The organism is Streptomyces boninensis (assembly GCF_048572725.1).
Lineage (GTDB): Bacteria > Actinomycetota > Actinomycetes > Streptomycetales > Streptomycetaceae > Streptomyces > Streptomyces boninensis.
The window spans coordinates 6,926,963-6,941,888 of record NZ_CP183837.1; the positions used below are offsets into that span (position 1 = coordinate 6,926,963).

11 protein-coding genes are annotated in these 14,926 nt (G+C 72.8%); 7 read left to right on the forward strand and 4 right to left on the reverse strand.

Translation table 11 applies throughout. The annotated features are described in order from the left end of the window. Positions 1-8 precede the first annotated feature (8 nt). Genes ACNNMR_RS31760 through ACNNMR_RS31770 form a run of 3 tightly spaced genes read right to left on the reverse strand, consistent with a single transcriptional unit; the run spans position 9 to position 7,942 of the window. Positions 9-6,173 carry an amino acid adenylation domain-containing protein gene (locus ACNNMR_RS31760; protein WP_419998127.1) on the reverse strand — a complete coding sequence of 2,055 codons (6,165 nt, stop codon included), beginning with the start codon at positions 6,171-6,173 and terminating at the stop codon, positions 9-11. 27 nt (positions 6,174-6,200) lie between these two features. Beyond that, a complete protein-coding gene (locus tag ACNNMR_RS31765; RefSeq protein WP_419998128.1) occupies positions 6,201-7,133 on the reverse strand; it encodes a TauD/TfdA family dioxygenase in 933 nt (310 codons plus the stop codon). A gap of 2 nt (positions 7,134-7,135) precedes the next feature. Further along, positions 7,136-7,942: a thioesterase II family protein gene (locus tag ACNNMR_RS31770; protein ID WP_419998129.1), complete on the reverse strand. Its 807-nt coding sequence runs from the start codon at positions 7,940-7,942 to the stop codon at positions 7,136-7,138. A gap of 156 nt (positions 7,943-8,098) precedes the next feature. Between ACNNMR_RS31770 and ACNNMR_RS31775 the strand changes: the two genes are divergently transcribed. The 7 genes from ACNNMR_RS31775 to ACNNMR_RS31805 all read left to right on the forward strand — a co-directional run bounded on the left by ACNNMR_RS31775 (position 8,099) and on the right by ACNNMR_RS31805 (position 13,223). Then, complete coding sequence (locus ACNNMR_RS31775; protein WP_419998130.1) at positions 8,099-9,118, forward strand: diiron oxygenase; 1,020 nt, start codon at positions 8,099-8,101, stop codon at positions 9,116-9,118. 77 nt (positions 9,119-9,195) lie between these two features. Further along, entirely contained in the window at positions 9,196-9,336 is a 141-nt protein-coding gene (locus ACNNMR_RS31780) for a lasso RiPP family leader peptide-containing protein (RefSeq protein ID WP_419998131.1), read from the forward strand. A 3-nt stretch (positions 9,337-9,339) separates the two neighbouring features. Further along, complete coding sequence (locus tag ACNNMR_RS31785; protein ID WP_419998132.1) at positions 9,340-11,169, forward strand: asparagine synthase-related protein; 1,830 nt, start codon at positions 9,340-9,342, stop codon at positions 11,167-11,169. Then, positions 11,160-11,453, forward strand: coding sequence for a lasso peptide biosynthesis PqqD family chaperone (locus tag ACNNMR_RS31790; protein WP_419998133.1), 294 nt, complete (start codon positions 11,160-11,162; stop codon positions 11,451-11,453). Before ACNNMR_RS31785 ends, ACNNMR_RS31790 begins: the two co-directional genes overlap by 10 nt. Then, complete coding sequence (locus tag ACNNMR_RS31795) at positions 11,450-11,878, forward strand: lasso peptide biosynthesis B2 protein (RefSeq protein WP_419998134.1); 429 nt, start codon at positions 11,450-11,452, stop codon at positions 11,876-11,878. The genes ACNNMR_RS31790 and ACNNMR_RS31795 overlap by 4 nt, the downstream gene beginning before the upstream one ends. Before the next feature lie 50 nt (positions 11,879-11,928). After that, positions 11,929-12,279, forward strand: coding sequence for a PadR family transcriptional regulator (locus ACNNMR_RS31800; RefSeq protein WP_419998135.1), 351 nt, complete (start codon positions 11,929-11,931; stop codon positions 12,277-12,279). Further along, entirely contained in the window at positions 12,279-13,223 is a 945-nt protein-coding gene (locus ACNNMR_RS31805) for an HAAS signaling domain-containing protein (protein WP_419998136.1), read from the forward strand. The genes ACNNMR_RS31800 and ACNNMR_RS31805 overlap by 1 nt, the downstream gene beginning before the upstream one ends. 69 nt (positions 13,224-13,292) lie before the next feature. Here ACNNMR_RS31805 and ACNNMR_RS31810 read toward each other — a convergent pair whose 3' ends face one another. Next, on the reverse strand, positions 13,293-14,924 hold the full coding sequence (locus ACNNMR_RS31810) for an AMP-binding protein (RefSeq protein ID WP_419998137.1): 1,632 nt from the start codon (positions 14,922-14,924) through the stop codon (positions 13,293-13,295). Positions 14,925-14,926: the final 2 nt, after the last annotated feature.

The window sequence follows — 14,926 nt, forward strand, 5'->3', positions numbered from 1 at the left end:
TGGGAAATTCAGGACAGCGCGTCGCCCAGCGAACGCGCCGTGCGGCAGCGGAAGATGGTCTCGACATCGACGGGCCGCTCCAGCGCCGCCTCCAGCCGCCCCGCCAGCCGGAGCGCCAGCAGTGAGTCGCAGCCGAGGGCGAAGAGGTCGTCGTCCAGGCCGACGGAGTCCCGGCCGAGCACCTCGGCGATCAGGGCGCTCACGGCAGTTCCCGAGGGCTGCTCCACGGCCGCGTCGGGCCGCATGAACTGCTTCAGCGGGACATCCGTATTCCCCGGCAGCTCCATGAGGACCTCGCGCAGCCGCTCCGCCACCTCGTCCGCCGTCGCCGCGTCGATCAGATCGGGCCGGTGGCTGATCTGCAGGCGCAGCCGCGGCTCGGGGGCGACCATCAGCTTCAGCGGGTAGTGGTAGCCGTCGTAGCCGGTGAGCTCGACCATCCGCAGCCCGTTGTCGGGGGCGGTCGGCAGCGTCTGCGCGGTCGGGAAGTTCTCGAAGACCACGCAGGTGTCGAAGAGCGTGCCGAGCCCCGCGACCCGCTGGATGTCGGACAGGGGCAGGTGGTGGTACGGGAGCAGCTCTGCGGACTCGTCGTGCAGCCGGTCGATCAGGTCCGCGGCCGGCTCCGCCGGGTCCAGCGGCACCCGTACGGGGACGGTGTTGATGAAGACGCCGACCATCTCCTCGACATCCGGCAGCTCGGCGGGCCGCCCGGAGACCGTGGCGCCGAACACGATGTCGCGCTGCCCCGTCCGCCCGTGCAGGCACAGCGCCCACGCCAGCCGGATCAGGGTGTTGACGGTGACCCGGTGCCGCCGCGCCGCCTCGTGCAGCACCGCCGTCGCCGCCTCGGACAGCTCGACGGTCCGGCTCTCCGGCAGCGCGGCCACATGCGCGGCGTCCGCGCCCGCGCTGAGCCGGGTCGGCTCCCGCAGCCCGGCAAGCGACGCCCGCCAGGCCTCCCGTGCCCGTACGGCGTCCTGATCGGCCATCCAGGACAGGTAGTCGCGGTAGTCGGGCGGCTCGGGGAGCGCGTCCGCGGTGCCGGTCTCGTACAGCACGACCAGGTCGCGCAGCAGCAGCGAGGTCGTCCAGCCGTCCACCAGCAGGTGGTGCATGGTCAGCGCCACCTGCCAGTGGCCCGGCTCGACGGCGATCACGGTGCAGCGCATCAGCGGCGGCCGTGCGACGTCGAAGCGCTGCCGGCGGTCGGCGGCGAGGAGCTCGTCGAGGCGCGTAGTGCGCTCGTCCGCGTCCAGGCCGGTGAGGTCGTGCAGGTCCCAGGGGATGGCGGCGGTCCGCGGGATCGCCTGTACGGGCTCGCCGGAGCGCAGCTGCAGGAAGGCGGCCCGTAGCGCCGGGTGGCGCATCAGGAGGGCGTCGCAGGCGGTCCGCAGCCGGCCGGGGTCCAGGTTTCCCTGCATGCGCAGGCAGAGCTGCACGTTGTAGACGTCGAGGTCGCGGCTGTCGTAGCGGGCGTGGAAGTACAGCCCTTCCTGCAGCGGCGTCATCGGCAGCGCCTCGGCCACGGGCACGCCCGCCCGGCCGCTCAGCCACTCCGTGTCGTCGGCATCCGGCTCCCGCGCATGCGCGATGAGGGCGCGCAGCGCCGCGAACCACAGCTGGCCGAGCCGGAAGGCCTCCGCCTCCGTCAGGTGCAGCTTCGCCCACAGCCAGTGCGCGACCAGCTGCGGCCCGGCCGGGCCGCTGTCGATCGACGCGTTCAGCTCGACGACGTGCGGCATCGGCATGCGGGGGTCAGCGCCGAGCGGCAGCGCGTCGGACTCGGGCGCCGGGCTCCAGTCGCCGTCGTCCGTCTGGGTGTGCCGGCCGAGGTAGTTGAAGCAGATCTGCGGTACGGGGAGGTGCTGGAGTTCGGCCGCGGTCTCCTGGTTCAGGTAGCGCAGCAGGCCGAAGCCGAGGCCGTGGCGGGGGACTTCGCCGAGCTGGGCCGCGACCTTGCGTACGGCCGTGGCAAGCCGCGGGTCCGCCGCGTCGCCGTCCGCGGTCCAGCCGGCGAGGCCCGGATCGAGGCGTACGGGATAGAGCGAGGTGAGCCAGCCGACCGTACCGGAGGGGTCGGTGGTGTCGTCGGTCTGCTCGCGGCCGTGGCCCTCCACGTTGACCAGGACGCCGGTGCCGCCCGCGGACTGCCGCCAGGCGGCCACGGCGAGGGCGAGGCCGGTGAGGAGCACGTCCTTGGTCTGGGTGCCGAAGGCGGCGGGCACCGTGGTCAGCAGCGGTGAGGTGAGCTCCTCGGGGAAGGTGAGGACGACCTCGCCGGCCGTCGCGTAGATGTCGTGGGCGGGGGAGAGGGGGGTGTCGCTGAGGCGGATGCCGCCGTTGTCCAGCGTGCGCTTCCAGTGCGGCAATTCCCGTACGACATCGGGGCTCTTGGCGGCGGCCGCCAGGTGGTCCGTCCACGCGGCGGGGTCCAGCTGCGGGGGCTCCAGCCGCGCCGGGCTCCCGGCTGTGGCGCTCTGCCAGGCGGTGTACAGGTCGGTGAGCAGGATGCGCCAGGAGACCGCGTCGACCGCCAGGTGGTGGATGGTGACGAGCAGCCTGCCCTGCCGGCCCGGCCCGGCGTCGAACCAGGTGGCCCGCAGCATCGCGCCGTCCCGCGGCGCGAGCGCGCCCGCGTCCAGCCGGGCGGAGGTGGTGATCCTGGCGCGCAGCGCGTCCTCGGTGAGGCCGGAGACGTCCACGCGGCGGACCGCGTCCCGGAGGCGGGCGGGGTCGGTGGGCTGCGGCACCAGGTGGCCGTCGTGCAGTTGGCCGCGCAGTGAGCGGTGCTGTTCCGCCATGGCCGCCACGGCCGTGCGCAGCGGGTCGAGGCCGAGGCCGGCCGGGACGCGCAGGAGGGTGGACTGGTGGAAGGCGTCGCTGACGCCGCCGAGTTCGTGCAGCCAGTGCATGATCGGCGTGGCGATCGCGGCCCCGGACTCGGCCGGCTCTGGTGCTGTCTGGCGCTCCGGCGGCTTGGGCGCGGCCGGGGTGCTCTCGCCCTGGAGGTAGTCGGCCAGCGCTGCCGCGGTCCGGTGGGTGAAGACGTGCTTGGGGGTGAGGTGGTGTCCCGCCTTTCGGGCGCGGGCAACCAGCTGGATGGCGGTGATGGAGTCGCCGCCGAGGCTGAAGAAGTCCGCCCCGGCATCGACCGCATCCAGGCCCAGCACCTGCGCGAACAGGCCCGCCAGGGTGTCCGCGACGTCCTCCTCCGGCTCCTGAGCCGCCTCGGGGACTTCGGCGGCTGCCGGTACGGCATCGGGGTCCGGCGCCGGCAGCGCGCCCCTGTCGACCTTGCCGTTACGGGTCAACGGCAGCTCGGGCAGCGTGACGACCGTCGTCGGGGTCATGTACGCGGGCAGCCGCGTCGCCACCCGCTCCGCGACCGCCTGCGCGTCGAGCGGCCCACCGTCCGCGGCGACGATGTACGCCACGAGCTGCGGCGCGCCGCGCCGGTCCGGGCGTACGGCCGCCGCGGCCAGGGCCACGACCGGGTCGGCCAGCAGGGCGGTCTCCACCTCGCCGAGCTCGATCCGGTAGCCGCGGATCTTCACCTGGTCGTCGCCGCGGCCGTGGTAGAGGAGCACGCCGTCGGGGCGCCAGGACGCGATGTCGCCGGTGCGGTACATCCGGTCGCCGGGCGGGCCGAACGGGGAGGCGACGAAGCGGGCGGCGGAGAGGCCGGGGCGGCCGGCGTAGCCGCGCGCCAAAACGTTGCCACCGACGTAAAGTTCGCCCGGGACTCCGGCGGGCACCGGGCGCAGGCAGCCGTCGAGCACATAGATCCGGGCGCCGGGCACCGGCACCCCGATCGGCACCGGGCCCTGCGGCAGCTGGTCCTCGGGCCGCAGCCGGTACTCCATGCAGCCGACGGTCGCCTCGGTGGGCCCGTATTCGTTCACGACGGTCACGCCGGGGTGCCGCGACCGCCATTCGGCGAGCGACTCGCCGGTCAGCTGCTCGCCGCCGAGCACGAGTTCGCTCGTCGGCGAGTACCAGCTGTCGGACGCGACCAGCACCGGCAGATGGCTGGGGGTGGCCTTCACGAACCCGGGCGGCCGCCCCGCGTCCGCGGGCGCGTCGTAATCCTGCAGGTCGACCACCCGCACCAGGCCGCCCGCGGTGAGCGGCCCGAAGAGGCCGGTGACGGTCAGGTCGAAGGACGGCGGCGAGTGCACCAGGGCCTGTTCCGCGAGGCCCGGATAGGCCGTACGGGCAAAGGCCAGATAGCCGTCCACGGTGCGGTGCTCGACCGCGACGCCCTTGGGGCGGCCGGTCGAGCCGGAGGTGTAGATGACGTATGCGAGATCCTCGGGCCGTACGGGACGGCCGCGCTCCTCGTCGCTCACCGGGTGGCCGGGCTGCCGCCCCAGCTCGGCCCGCACGGCCGGGTCGTCCAGGGCGAGCCGGGTGTCCTGCGGGCCGGGGAGGCCGCCGGAGCAGACGACGAGCGCGGGGGCGGCGTCGCGGAGCATGAACGCGACCCGTTCCTCCGGGTATTCGGGGTCGACCGGCACGTAATGCCCGCCCGTCTTCATGACGGCGCAGAGGGCCACGACCAGGTCGGTGCTGCGCGGCAGCGCCACGGCGACGGCGTCGCCCGGCCGCACGCCGCGGGCCAGCATGAGCCGGGCCAGCCGGTTCGCGGCCTCGTCCAGCGCCCGGTAGTCCAGCGCGCGGTCGGGCCCGGCCACCGCGGGGGCGTGCGGGGTGCTGCGTACCTGCGCCTCGATGCGCTCGACCAGCGTCTTCGCCTGGTGCCTGCCCAGCTCGGCGACGCCTGGGCGGCGGCTCCAGATGCCGACGACCTGCTGCCGCTCCTCGTCGGTGAGGAGCGGGAGCTGCGCCACGGGGGTGGCGGGGGCCTGCGCGAAGGTGGTGAGGAGCATGCGCAGCCTGGCGGTGACCAGTTGCACGCGGGTCGTGTCGAACAGGTCGCCGCGGTAGTTGACTTCGAGCCGCAGCCGCTCGCCGGGCACCGCGACGACGCTCAGCGGATAGTGGGTGGAGCCGCTGATCTGCTGGTCGGCGTCGTCGGCGGTCTCGGCGAGCGGGCCGATGCGCAGCCCGGGGGCGATCTCCTGGATGGCGGACCAGTCGAACGGCGCGTTGCCGAAGCCCGTCGAGGTGTCGAAGAGCGCGCCGAGCCCGGCCTGCCGCTGGATGGCGTCGAGGCCGAGGTGCTGGTACGGGCCGAGTGCCAGCTGCTCGTCCTGGACGCGGGTGAGGAGCTCGGCCAGGGACTCGCCGGGGGAGATCCGCACCCGCACGGGCACGGCGTTCATCAGCAGGCCCACCATGGAGCCGGCGTTCGGGAGGTCCGCGGGCCTGCCGTGCACGGTCTGGCCGAAGACGACGTCGTCGCGGCCGGTCAGCAGCGACAGGACCAGCGCCCAGGCGCCCTGCACCACCGTGTTGAGGGTGAGGCCGTGCGCCTTCGCGGTGGCGGCGAGCGCCGCGGTCTCCGCCTCGGTCAGCGTCACCGGGCGCAGCGCGGGCAGCGTGCCGGAGCCGGTCGGCGGGGCGCCGGGGGCGACCAGCGTGGGCTCCTGCAGCCCGCGCAGGGCCTGCTGCCAGGCCCCGGCGGCGGCGTCGCCGTCCTGGCGGTCGAGCCAGCGCAGGTAATCGGCGAACGCGGGCTGTTCCGCGGCGTCGGCGTGCGGGTCCGCGTACAGCGTGAACAGGTCCCGCAGCACCAGCGGAAGCGACCAGCCGTCCAGCAGGATGTGGTGGTACGTCAGCACCAGCACATGCCGGTCCGCGGCCATCCGGATCAGCGTGAACCGCATCAGCGGCGGCGCGGCCATGTCGAAGCGGCGGGCGCGGTCGTCCTCCATGAAGGCGAGCAGGCCCTTGCCGGCCTCCTCCGCCGGTACGGACGACAGGTCCAGCTCGCCGAACGGTGCCGTCACGGTGCGCCGGACCAGCTGCACCGGCTGCCCGTTGGAGCGCAGCCGGAAGCCGGTCCGCAGCACCGGGTGCCGGGCGAGGGTGGCCGTGCAGGCCGCCCGCAGCCGCTCCGCGGAGAGGTCCCCGTGCAGCTCGAAGGCGGCCTGGATGGTGTAGACGTCCGTCGCCTCGGTGTCGTACAGGGCGTGGAAGAGCATGCCCTGCTGCAGCGGCGTGAGCGGCAGCGCCGACTCGACGGGCGACTGGGTCAATGCGTTCACGGATATTCCTCCCCGGGCCGCCGGTGATCAGCCGCGGTTGATCAGGTCCGTCATGGAAACCAGTACTCGGCGCTCCCCGGTGAACGGCTCCCGGCCGTGCGAGAAGCGCATGTTGTCGATCACCATCAGGTCGTGCAGCTCCCAGTCGAAGCGCAGCCGGTGGCGGTCGAAGGCCGAGCGGACTGCGGCGACGAGCTCGTCGTTGATCCGCTGCCCGTTGCCGAGCAGGACGTCGTTGGGCAGGCCGTCCTCGCCCAGTACGGCGATGAGGTCCTCGCGCAGCTCGGGGTGGAGCGACGACTGGTGGAAGAGGACGAGGTGGTTGAACCACAGCCGGCGTCCGGTGCGCGGGTGCTCGGCGAGCGCGGGCGCGCGGCGGATGGTGCGCAGCCGGTCGTCCGGCAGCCACTCCCGCTCCATGCCGCTGTCCGCGCAGAAGCGGTCCACGTCGGCGCGGCTGTCGGTCTGGAAGGCCTCGCGCCAGTCGAGGCCGACGCCGCTGCCGTAATTGCGGATGTACTGCAGGCCGTGCCGCTCCAGGGTGCGGAGCACGTCCGCGGGGATGTCGTCGAGGACCTCGGTGACATCGGTGATGGGGGTGGCGCCGCCGGTCAGGGCCGGGATGGCGGAGAAGAAGGCGAGCCGCCCGGGCCAGGCGCCGGCGTACGACGACTCGCAGTGCTGCGGGATCTCCTCCCGCGCCGGGTATTCGGTGGAGGTGTACACCCCGTCGCCGACCTGGCTGCGCGGGGTGGAGCGCTCGGTGTACGGGAGGGGCTCGAAGCCGAGCTGCTTCAGGGCCTGTTCGAAGTCCGCGGAGCCCGCGGCCCGCGCGCCGCGGACCAGCACGGCGCCGTGCTCGGCGACGGTCTCGTTGATCCGCTGCGCGTACTTGCGCGTGAAGGGCTCCAGCTCCTCGCCGTCTGCCTGCAGCACGCTGATTCCGGTCGGCTGGGTCACTTTTACTGCAACTCCCTGTGAGGTCTGGGCGAGAGAACCGAGGAGAGGGCGTCGAGGGTGGTGCGGGCGTCGGCGAACAGGTAGTCGTGCCCGCCGGGCAGCAGCCGCAGCGAGAAGTCCCCGGCCGTGTGGTCCTGCCAGCGCTCCAGCTGGTCCCTGCTCACCAGCGGGTCGTCGGCCCCGCCGAGCACGTGCAGCGGGAAGCCGGCGGGCGCCGCGGTGGGCCGGTAGCCCTCGGCGAGCGCGAGGTCCTTTCGTACGATCCGCAGCGCGTACTCCACGTACGCGGGATAGCGGGACAGCTCCGGGGGGAAGCCGCCGAAGCCCTGCAGCCACGAGAGCAGCTCCGCGTCCGGCAGCCCGGAGACCCGGCGGCGGACCGGCAGGTGCGGGGCCCGGGAGGCGGAGACGATGACCGCGGCGGGCGGCGGCAGGCCGCGGTCGGCGGCCCGCAGCGCCACCTCGTACCCGAGGAGCGCTCCGAAGCTGTGGCCGAAGACGGCGTACGGCAGGTCGTCGAACTCGTCGCTGATGCCGTCGAGGACGGCGTCGGCGAGCTCCGGCAGGCTGTCCGGCAGCGGCTGGCTGCTGCGCACGCCGCGGCCGGGGAGCTCCACGGTGGCCAGCTCGAAGCCGAGGGTGCCGGCGGCGAGCCGCCAGGGCGCGAACGAGCCGGCGCTGCCGCCGGCCTGCGGCAGACAGAACAGCCGGATACGGGCCTGCGGCGAGGTGACCCGCCCGACGATCCAGGGGCGTTGCGACGTGCGGGGACCGCCCGGCATGGGTTCGGCCGTGGCGTGCGTACGCATCTGATTCCCCCGATTCCTGTTCGTGGTGCGGCTGCTGCGGTCATCGTGGGCCGGTCGGGGTGGCCGAACCAGGCAGGGTCACCGGCAACCGTGCTGCCGCCGAGTTGCCCCGCCGGTTCCTGTGCGGGCGCCTGGCGGGCGCACATACTCGCTGCCATGACCACTGTTCCCGACGAGGCGTCCGACGCGACGTTCTTCACCCTGGATTCCGTCACTTCCGAACTGATGGAAGTCGACGCGATGTTCAAGGCCTGCATGAACTGGAATTATGGGCATCGCGACAGTCGCGTATGGAGCCTGTACGAGAAGAACAAGGTCTCCCAGTGGAATGCGACCACCGACATCGACTGGGACTACGACGTAAACTTCGGCGCCGACCTGACCGAGGAGAACGGCGCCAAGCTGGCCACCTTCGTCATCGGCGAAGGCAGTCCGGTGCCGCGCGAGCTGCTCACCGATTTCCGCTGGGAATACCAGGCCTGGATGTGCAGCCAGTTCCTGCACGGCGAGCAAGGCGCACTCGTCACCACCGCCCGCCTGGTGGAGACGGTGCCCGACATCGACGCGAAGACCTATGCCGCCTCCCAGGTGGCCGATGAAGCCCGGCATGTCGAGGCATTCGCCAAGTACATCGACGAGAAGCTGGGCGTCACGTATCCCATCAACCCCGGGCTCAAGACGCTGCTGCGCGACCTGCTGTCGGAGTCGCGGTGGGACATCGTCTACCTCGGCATGCAGGTGGTCGTCGAGGGGCTGGCGATCACCGCGCTGCGGCTGGCCAGCAGCAGCTTCGGCGACCCGATCGTCCGGCAGATCACCCGGCTGGTCTCCCAGGACGAGGCCCGCCACATCGCCTTCGGCGTCACCGCGCTCAACGGCATGTACAGCGACGTGACCTCGGCCGAGCTCCGCGAGCGGGACGACTTCCTGCTGGAGGCCATCCGGCTGATGTCCCGGCGCTTCATGCTGGCCGAGATCTGGGAGCGGATGGAGTTGGACGTGGACCTGGGCATGCACTTCGCCCGCCACAATCCGATGATGGCCGCCTACCGCCAGATGCTCTTCCAGCAGATCATCCATTTGCTGCGCCAGCTCGGCATGCTCTCCGACCGGGTGAAGGATCTGCTGCTCGCGGAGAACCTGGTGCGCCCGGAAATCCTGAAGAAGCTCACCTGACGCGTCCCCGGCGGCGCACCCCACAAAGCTGCCCGCACATTTCAGTGGCAGGTCAACTATCCGGAGGTACAGGGATTATGGACAAGTTCAACGAGCTGGAAGAGCCGAACACCGTCGAGGCCTATGAGCCGCCGGCCCTGGTCGAGGTAGGCGAGTTCTCCCAGGACACGCTCGGCTTCGGCCACCGCTTCATCGATGTCCTCGGCGACCGTATCTGAGGGATGACCGAGCGCACCGGATTCATCGTCCTGCCGGACCGGCCGGATGGCGTCGGCACCGACGACGCATATCCCTTTACGGACCCGCAGGTTATCCGCCACGATTCGGGCCGGCCCTGGATCGTGGGGAGCTGGGGGACGGATGACGTCCTGCAGGCGGCCAACGGCCCGGTGCGCGTGGTGGTGATCGGGTCCTGCCCGGTCACCACCGGCCGCCTGACCGGCCTGTGCCGCCATGTCCGTACGCCGGCCGACCTGAACATCCTGGCCAGGGAGCTGCCGGGCAGCTTCCACCTGATCGCCGCCGTCGGCGACGAAGTGCGCGTGCAGGGCAGCCTGTCAGGACTGCGGCAGGTGTTCCACACCAGGACCGGCGACCTGCCGATCGCCGCGGACCGGGCCGACGCGCTCGCCGCCATGACGGGGGCCGGCCTCGACGAAGAGACCCTGGCGACCCGGGTGGTGTGCGGCGGCAAGCTGCCGCCGCCGCTCGCCGACCGCAGCGGCTGGCACGGCGTGGCCACGGTGCCGCACGACCACTGGCTGCGGCTGACGGCCGACTCCGCCCGCGAGGTGCGTTGGTGGCAGCCGCCCGAGCCGGAGCTCGGACTGGCCGACGGCGCGGCGCGGCTGCGCGCGGCGCTGCTCGGCGCGACGGACGGCCGCTATCCCGAGGACGACGGGCTCAGCTCGGACCTGTCCGGCGGCATGGACTCCACCTCCCTGTGCTTCCTCGCCGCCCGGCACAGACCCGGCCTGCTGACCTTCCGCTGGGCCGAGGCCGACGCCGCCAACGACGACTCGTATTACGCCGCGGCCGCCGCGAAGGCCCTCCCGGAAGCCCGGCACCTGGTGATCCCGCAGGCCGAACTGCCCCCGATCTTCACCGACTCCCACCTCGTCCTCGACCCCGAGCGCCCGTACCTCTTCCCGCGCTCACAGGCCCGCATGCGCTATACGGCCCGGCTGCTCTCCGAGCACCGGGCCCGTTCTCATATCGCGGGCCACGGGGCCGACGAGCTCTTCACGCGCTTCCCCGGCTATCTGCACCGGCTGGCGCGCCGCCACCCGCTGATCGCGCTGCGGCACCTGCGCGGCCACCGGGCGCTGGAGCGCTGGCCGCTGGGCGGGGTGCTCGCCCAGCTGGCCCGGCAGGACACGGCCGGCGGGTGGCTGCGCAGCCAGGCGGAACAGCTCCGCGCGCCGGGACCCAACGCCCGTACGCCCTCCCTCTCTTGGGGGCTGCGCCCGCTGCGCGCGCCCGCCTGGGCCACCTCGGAGGCGGTCGAGGCAGCCCGGCAGACGCTGTGGGACGCCGCCCGGCATGTGCAGCCGTACGCCGCCGACCGAGGCCAGCACCAGTTCCTCTCGGCGCTGCGCACCACCGCGCCCGCGTACCGGCAGGTCGCCCGGATCTTCGCGGCCGAGGGCGTACGGCTGCATCAGCCGTACCTGGACGACCGGGTCGTCGAGGCCGCCCTGGGCGTGACGCTGCACGAACGGGCCACCCCCTGGCGGTACAAGCCGCTGCTGGCGGCGGCCCTGCGCGGCCTCGTCCCCGACACGATCCTCGACCGTACGACCAAGGGCGACTTCAGCGCCGACCTGCGGACCGGGCAGCGGCGCAACCGCCCGGCGCTCGCGGAGCTCTTCTCCGGCTCGGCGCTGGCCGGTCTGGGGCTGATCTCCGAGGGCGCGGTACGGGACAGCCTCCTCGCCCCGCACGCCGATACGTACGCCGATCTCGCGGTGGAGCAGCTCGTCGGCTGCGAGACCTGGGCGCGCACGGCCATCCGACCATCCACCACCGCTGGGAGCCAGTTGTGTCCGTAACGCTGCATTCCGATGTGTCGCTCGTCGAAACCGGCGACGGCGCGGTGCTGCTGCACCAGCGCACCGGCCGCTACTGGCAGCTCAACCGCACCGGCGCGCAGGTGCTCGGCCGGCTGCTCGACGGGGACACCCAGGAGCAGGCCGCGCACGCCCTGGCCGGGCGGCACGGCGCCGACCCGGAGCGGGCGGGGCGGGATGTCGCCGCGCTGGTGGAGCGGCTGCGGTCCGCGCGGCTGCTGGGCAAGGGAACGGGCAAGGGCGCGGCCAAGGGAGCCGCCAAGTGAGCGCGCCCCTCGCGCTCCCGGAGCGCGGCAGCCTCCCGCTGCACCGCAGGATCGCGCCGCTGCTCGCCGTGGGCGCGGCCCGGATCCTCGCCTCCGTAAAGCCGGTCCGGCTGCGCCGCGTCCTGGAGCTGCTGCGCCGTGGCGCCCGCCCCACTACCCAGGAGCGGGCCCTCGAAGCCCGGCAGGCGGTCGTCGCCGTGAGCCTGCGCTGCGCGGGCCAGGGCTGCCTGCAGCGGTCCATCGCGGCCGCCCTGCTGTGCCGGCTGCACGGGGAGTGGCCCACCTGGAGCACGGGGGTACGGACAAGCCCCTTCGAGGCGCACGCGTGGATCGAGGCCGAGGGCCGGGCCGTCGGCGAGCCGGTCCCGGTGGAGCACTACCACCCGCTGCTGCGGGTGCCTCCGGTGCGGAAGCGGGACTCCTGATCTGACTGTGCGGTGGACAATACTGTGCGCCACACACTATGGTGTGACGCGTGGGCAATAACGAGCTAGTCCTTGATGAGCTGATCCTCGGTCAAGCGCAGGAGCTACGCCGCGGCACCGTCGTGCTGGCCTGCCTGTCGCTGCTGGATGAGCCGCAGTACGGCTACGCCCTCCTCGAGATCCTCAACGACGTCGGCGTCGCCGTCGACGGGAACACGCTGTATCCGCTGCTCCGCCGCCTGGAGAAACAGGGCCTGCTCACCAGTGAGTGGAACACCGAGGAATCCAGGCCGCGGAAGTTCTACCGGATCAGCGCGGATGGCGCCCGCGCCTGCACGGAGCTGCAGCGCGAATGGCAAGACGTCGTCGCCTCGATCTCCCGACTGACCAAGGAGAACTGATGACCACCGACACCCTCATCGAACGCTACGTGCGCGAGGTGGTGCAGCGCATCCCCGCCGAGCAGCGCACGGAAGTCGCCATGGAGCTGCGCGCCACCATCGCCGACGCGGTCGAGGCGCGGAAGCTCGCCAACCCGGACGCGGACCGGGAGGTGCTCACTGAGATGGGCGACCCGGCCCGGCTCGCCGACCGCTATGCGGACCGCCCGCCGGTGCTGATCGGCCCCGCGCTCTTCCCCGTATACCGGCGGCTGTTAACCCTCGCGCTGACCACCGTGCTCCCGGTCATCACCGCCGTATTCGTCGGCCTCGACCTCGTCGACGGCAAGGACCTGGGCTCCGCGCTGCGCACCGGCCTCGGCGTGGTGCTGGGCGTGGGCGCGCAGCTGATCGCGTGGCTGACCGTGGTGTTCGCCCTGGTCGAGCGGTCCCGTGGCCGGGGCCGGCCGACGCGTTCGGAGCGCCCGTGGAGCCCGGACGACCTGGCGGAGATCCGCGAGGTGGCCCGGATGCCGGTCAGCGTCTGCCTCGCCGCCGGCTGGAACGCGCTGCTGCTCGGCCTGATCGTCTGGCAGCACCTGGCGTCGCCCTGGCGGCCCGACAGCGGCCCCGCGTCCGGGGAGCGGATCGAGGTCCTCGACCCGGGGCTGTGGTCCGGCTGGATCTGGCCGGTGCTGCTGGGCCTCGGCGGCCTGGTCGCGATCAACCTGGTGCGGCTGGCCGTCGGCGCGTGGAGCGTCCCGATGGTCGTCTGGTACGGGGCCGCGCAGGCGGCGTTCGCGCTGCCGCTGGCGTGGGTGCTGAGCGAGAAGAAGTTCTTCAACCCGGACTTCCTGACCGACATCCACGGGGCCGCCGACGCGTTCTACACGGTCACGGCGCTGGGCGTCCTGCTGATCGCTGCGAGCGACACCTTCAAGCGCTTCCGCGAGGCAACGCGCTGACACGACATGCGTATTGGGGGCCGGCGCGGATTGCGCGCCGGCCCCCTGCGCGGTGGGACGGGTTGGCCGTCACCCCGCAGTCAGTGGGCCCGTCGTGGCGTCGAACTGCCCGGCGCACAGGGCCTTCCAGATCACCCGGCGGCGCGGCTTGCCGCTGGAGGTGACCGAGATGCCGCCGCGCGGCACCTCGACGCCCAGCAGCTGCGCGTCGCCCAGCCACTGCGACAGCACCTCCTCGGCGAGCTCGCGCCACCCCTCCTGCACGCCGCCGAAGACCGCGGCGCCGGTGTTCACACCGTCGCGTACGCCCAGCAGGACGGCGACCCGGCGCTCGGGGATGCCGCGCTGGTGGAGGAGGGTTTCCAGGCTCTCGGCGAAGACCATCTTCCCGCTGACCTTCAGCCCGTCGCCGAGCCGGCCGATCACGAACAGCTGCCCGTCCCGTACGAACCCGGCGTCGCCGGTGTGCAGTCCCCGCTCGCCGAGGCTGGTGCCGGAGAGCGACGAGGTGTCGCCGACGTATCCGCTGGCGATCGAGACGCCGGTGACGACGATCTCGCCGACCTCGCCGTCGGGGAGCTCTTCGCCGTCCTCGCCGTGGATGGCGACGTGCCGGCCCTCCAGGGGGGTGCCGCAGCCGACGACCGCGTTGCCCGAGGGCGCGCTGGTGTCGCCGCCGTTCGGCACCGACGTCGTCCAGCCCGCGTTGCGGGCGAGGCCGGTCACGGCGAGCGTCGCCTCGGCGCCGCCGTAGGCGGGGAGCAGCGCGCCGCGGTCCAGGCCGTGCGGGCCGAGGAGCTGGTGGAAGTCCTCCAGGACCGTCGGGTCGACGCGCTCGGCGCCGATGATCACGGCCTGCATGCTGTCGAAGCGGAGCCCCTCCAGCTGCTTCGGGCGCACCCGGCGCAGGATGTAGGCCAGGGCGAAGTTCGGCATGCCGGTGATGGCCGTGCGGTTGTCGCTCATGCAGCGCAGGTAGCGCAGCGGGGAGCGGATGAAGTCGTCGGGCTGCATCATCCAGCTGTCGCAGCCGGTGACGACGACGGATAGCAGATAGCCGACCAGGCCCATGTCGTGGTGGACCGGCAGCCAGCTGATGCCGGGCCGGTCCGGGGTCCAGTCCATCCAGCGGCGCATGCCGGTCAGGTTGGCGCGCAGCGCCTCGGCGGAGATCAGCACCCCGCGGGAGGCGCCGCTCGAACCCGACGTGAACTGCAGCAGCGCGGTCTCGGGCAGCGGCAGCGGCTCCGCGAGCGGCTCCACGTCCCGTACCAGATCCTCGAATTGGATCGGCTCCGGCAGCCCGAGCCCGGCGGAGATCTTACGGACCCGCTCCAGCGACTCGTCGTCGCACAGCGTGACCCGCGGGCCCGCCGTCTCGATGAGGCTGGCGGCGTGCTGCTCGTACTCGTCGGCCCGCTGGAACGCGAACGGCGGGGCGATGGAGCACGGCGTCGCCCCCGCGGCCAGCGCGCCGAAGAGCCCGGCCACGAAGCCGGGGCTGGAGCGCTGCACCAGCGCCACGACATCGCCGCGCTCGACGCCGTTCGCGCGCAGGGCGGCGGCCGTACGGAGGACGAGGTCGCGCAGCTCGGCGTAGGACAGGAAGTCCCAGCCGTCGTCCTTGTCGGCGTAATACAGGCCACGCTCGGCCGGCGCCTCGTCCAGCCATTCAAGTAGGCCTCGGTCCGGGATTCGCAACG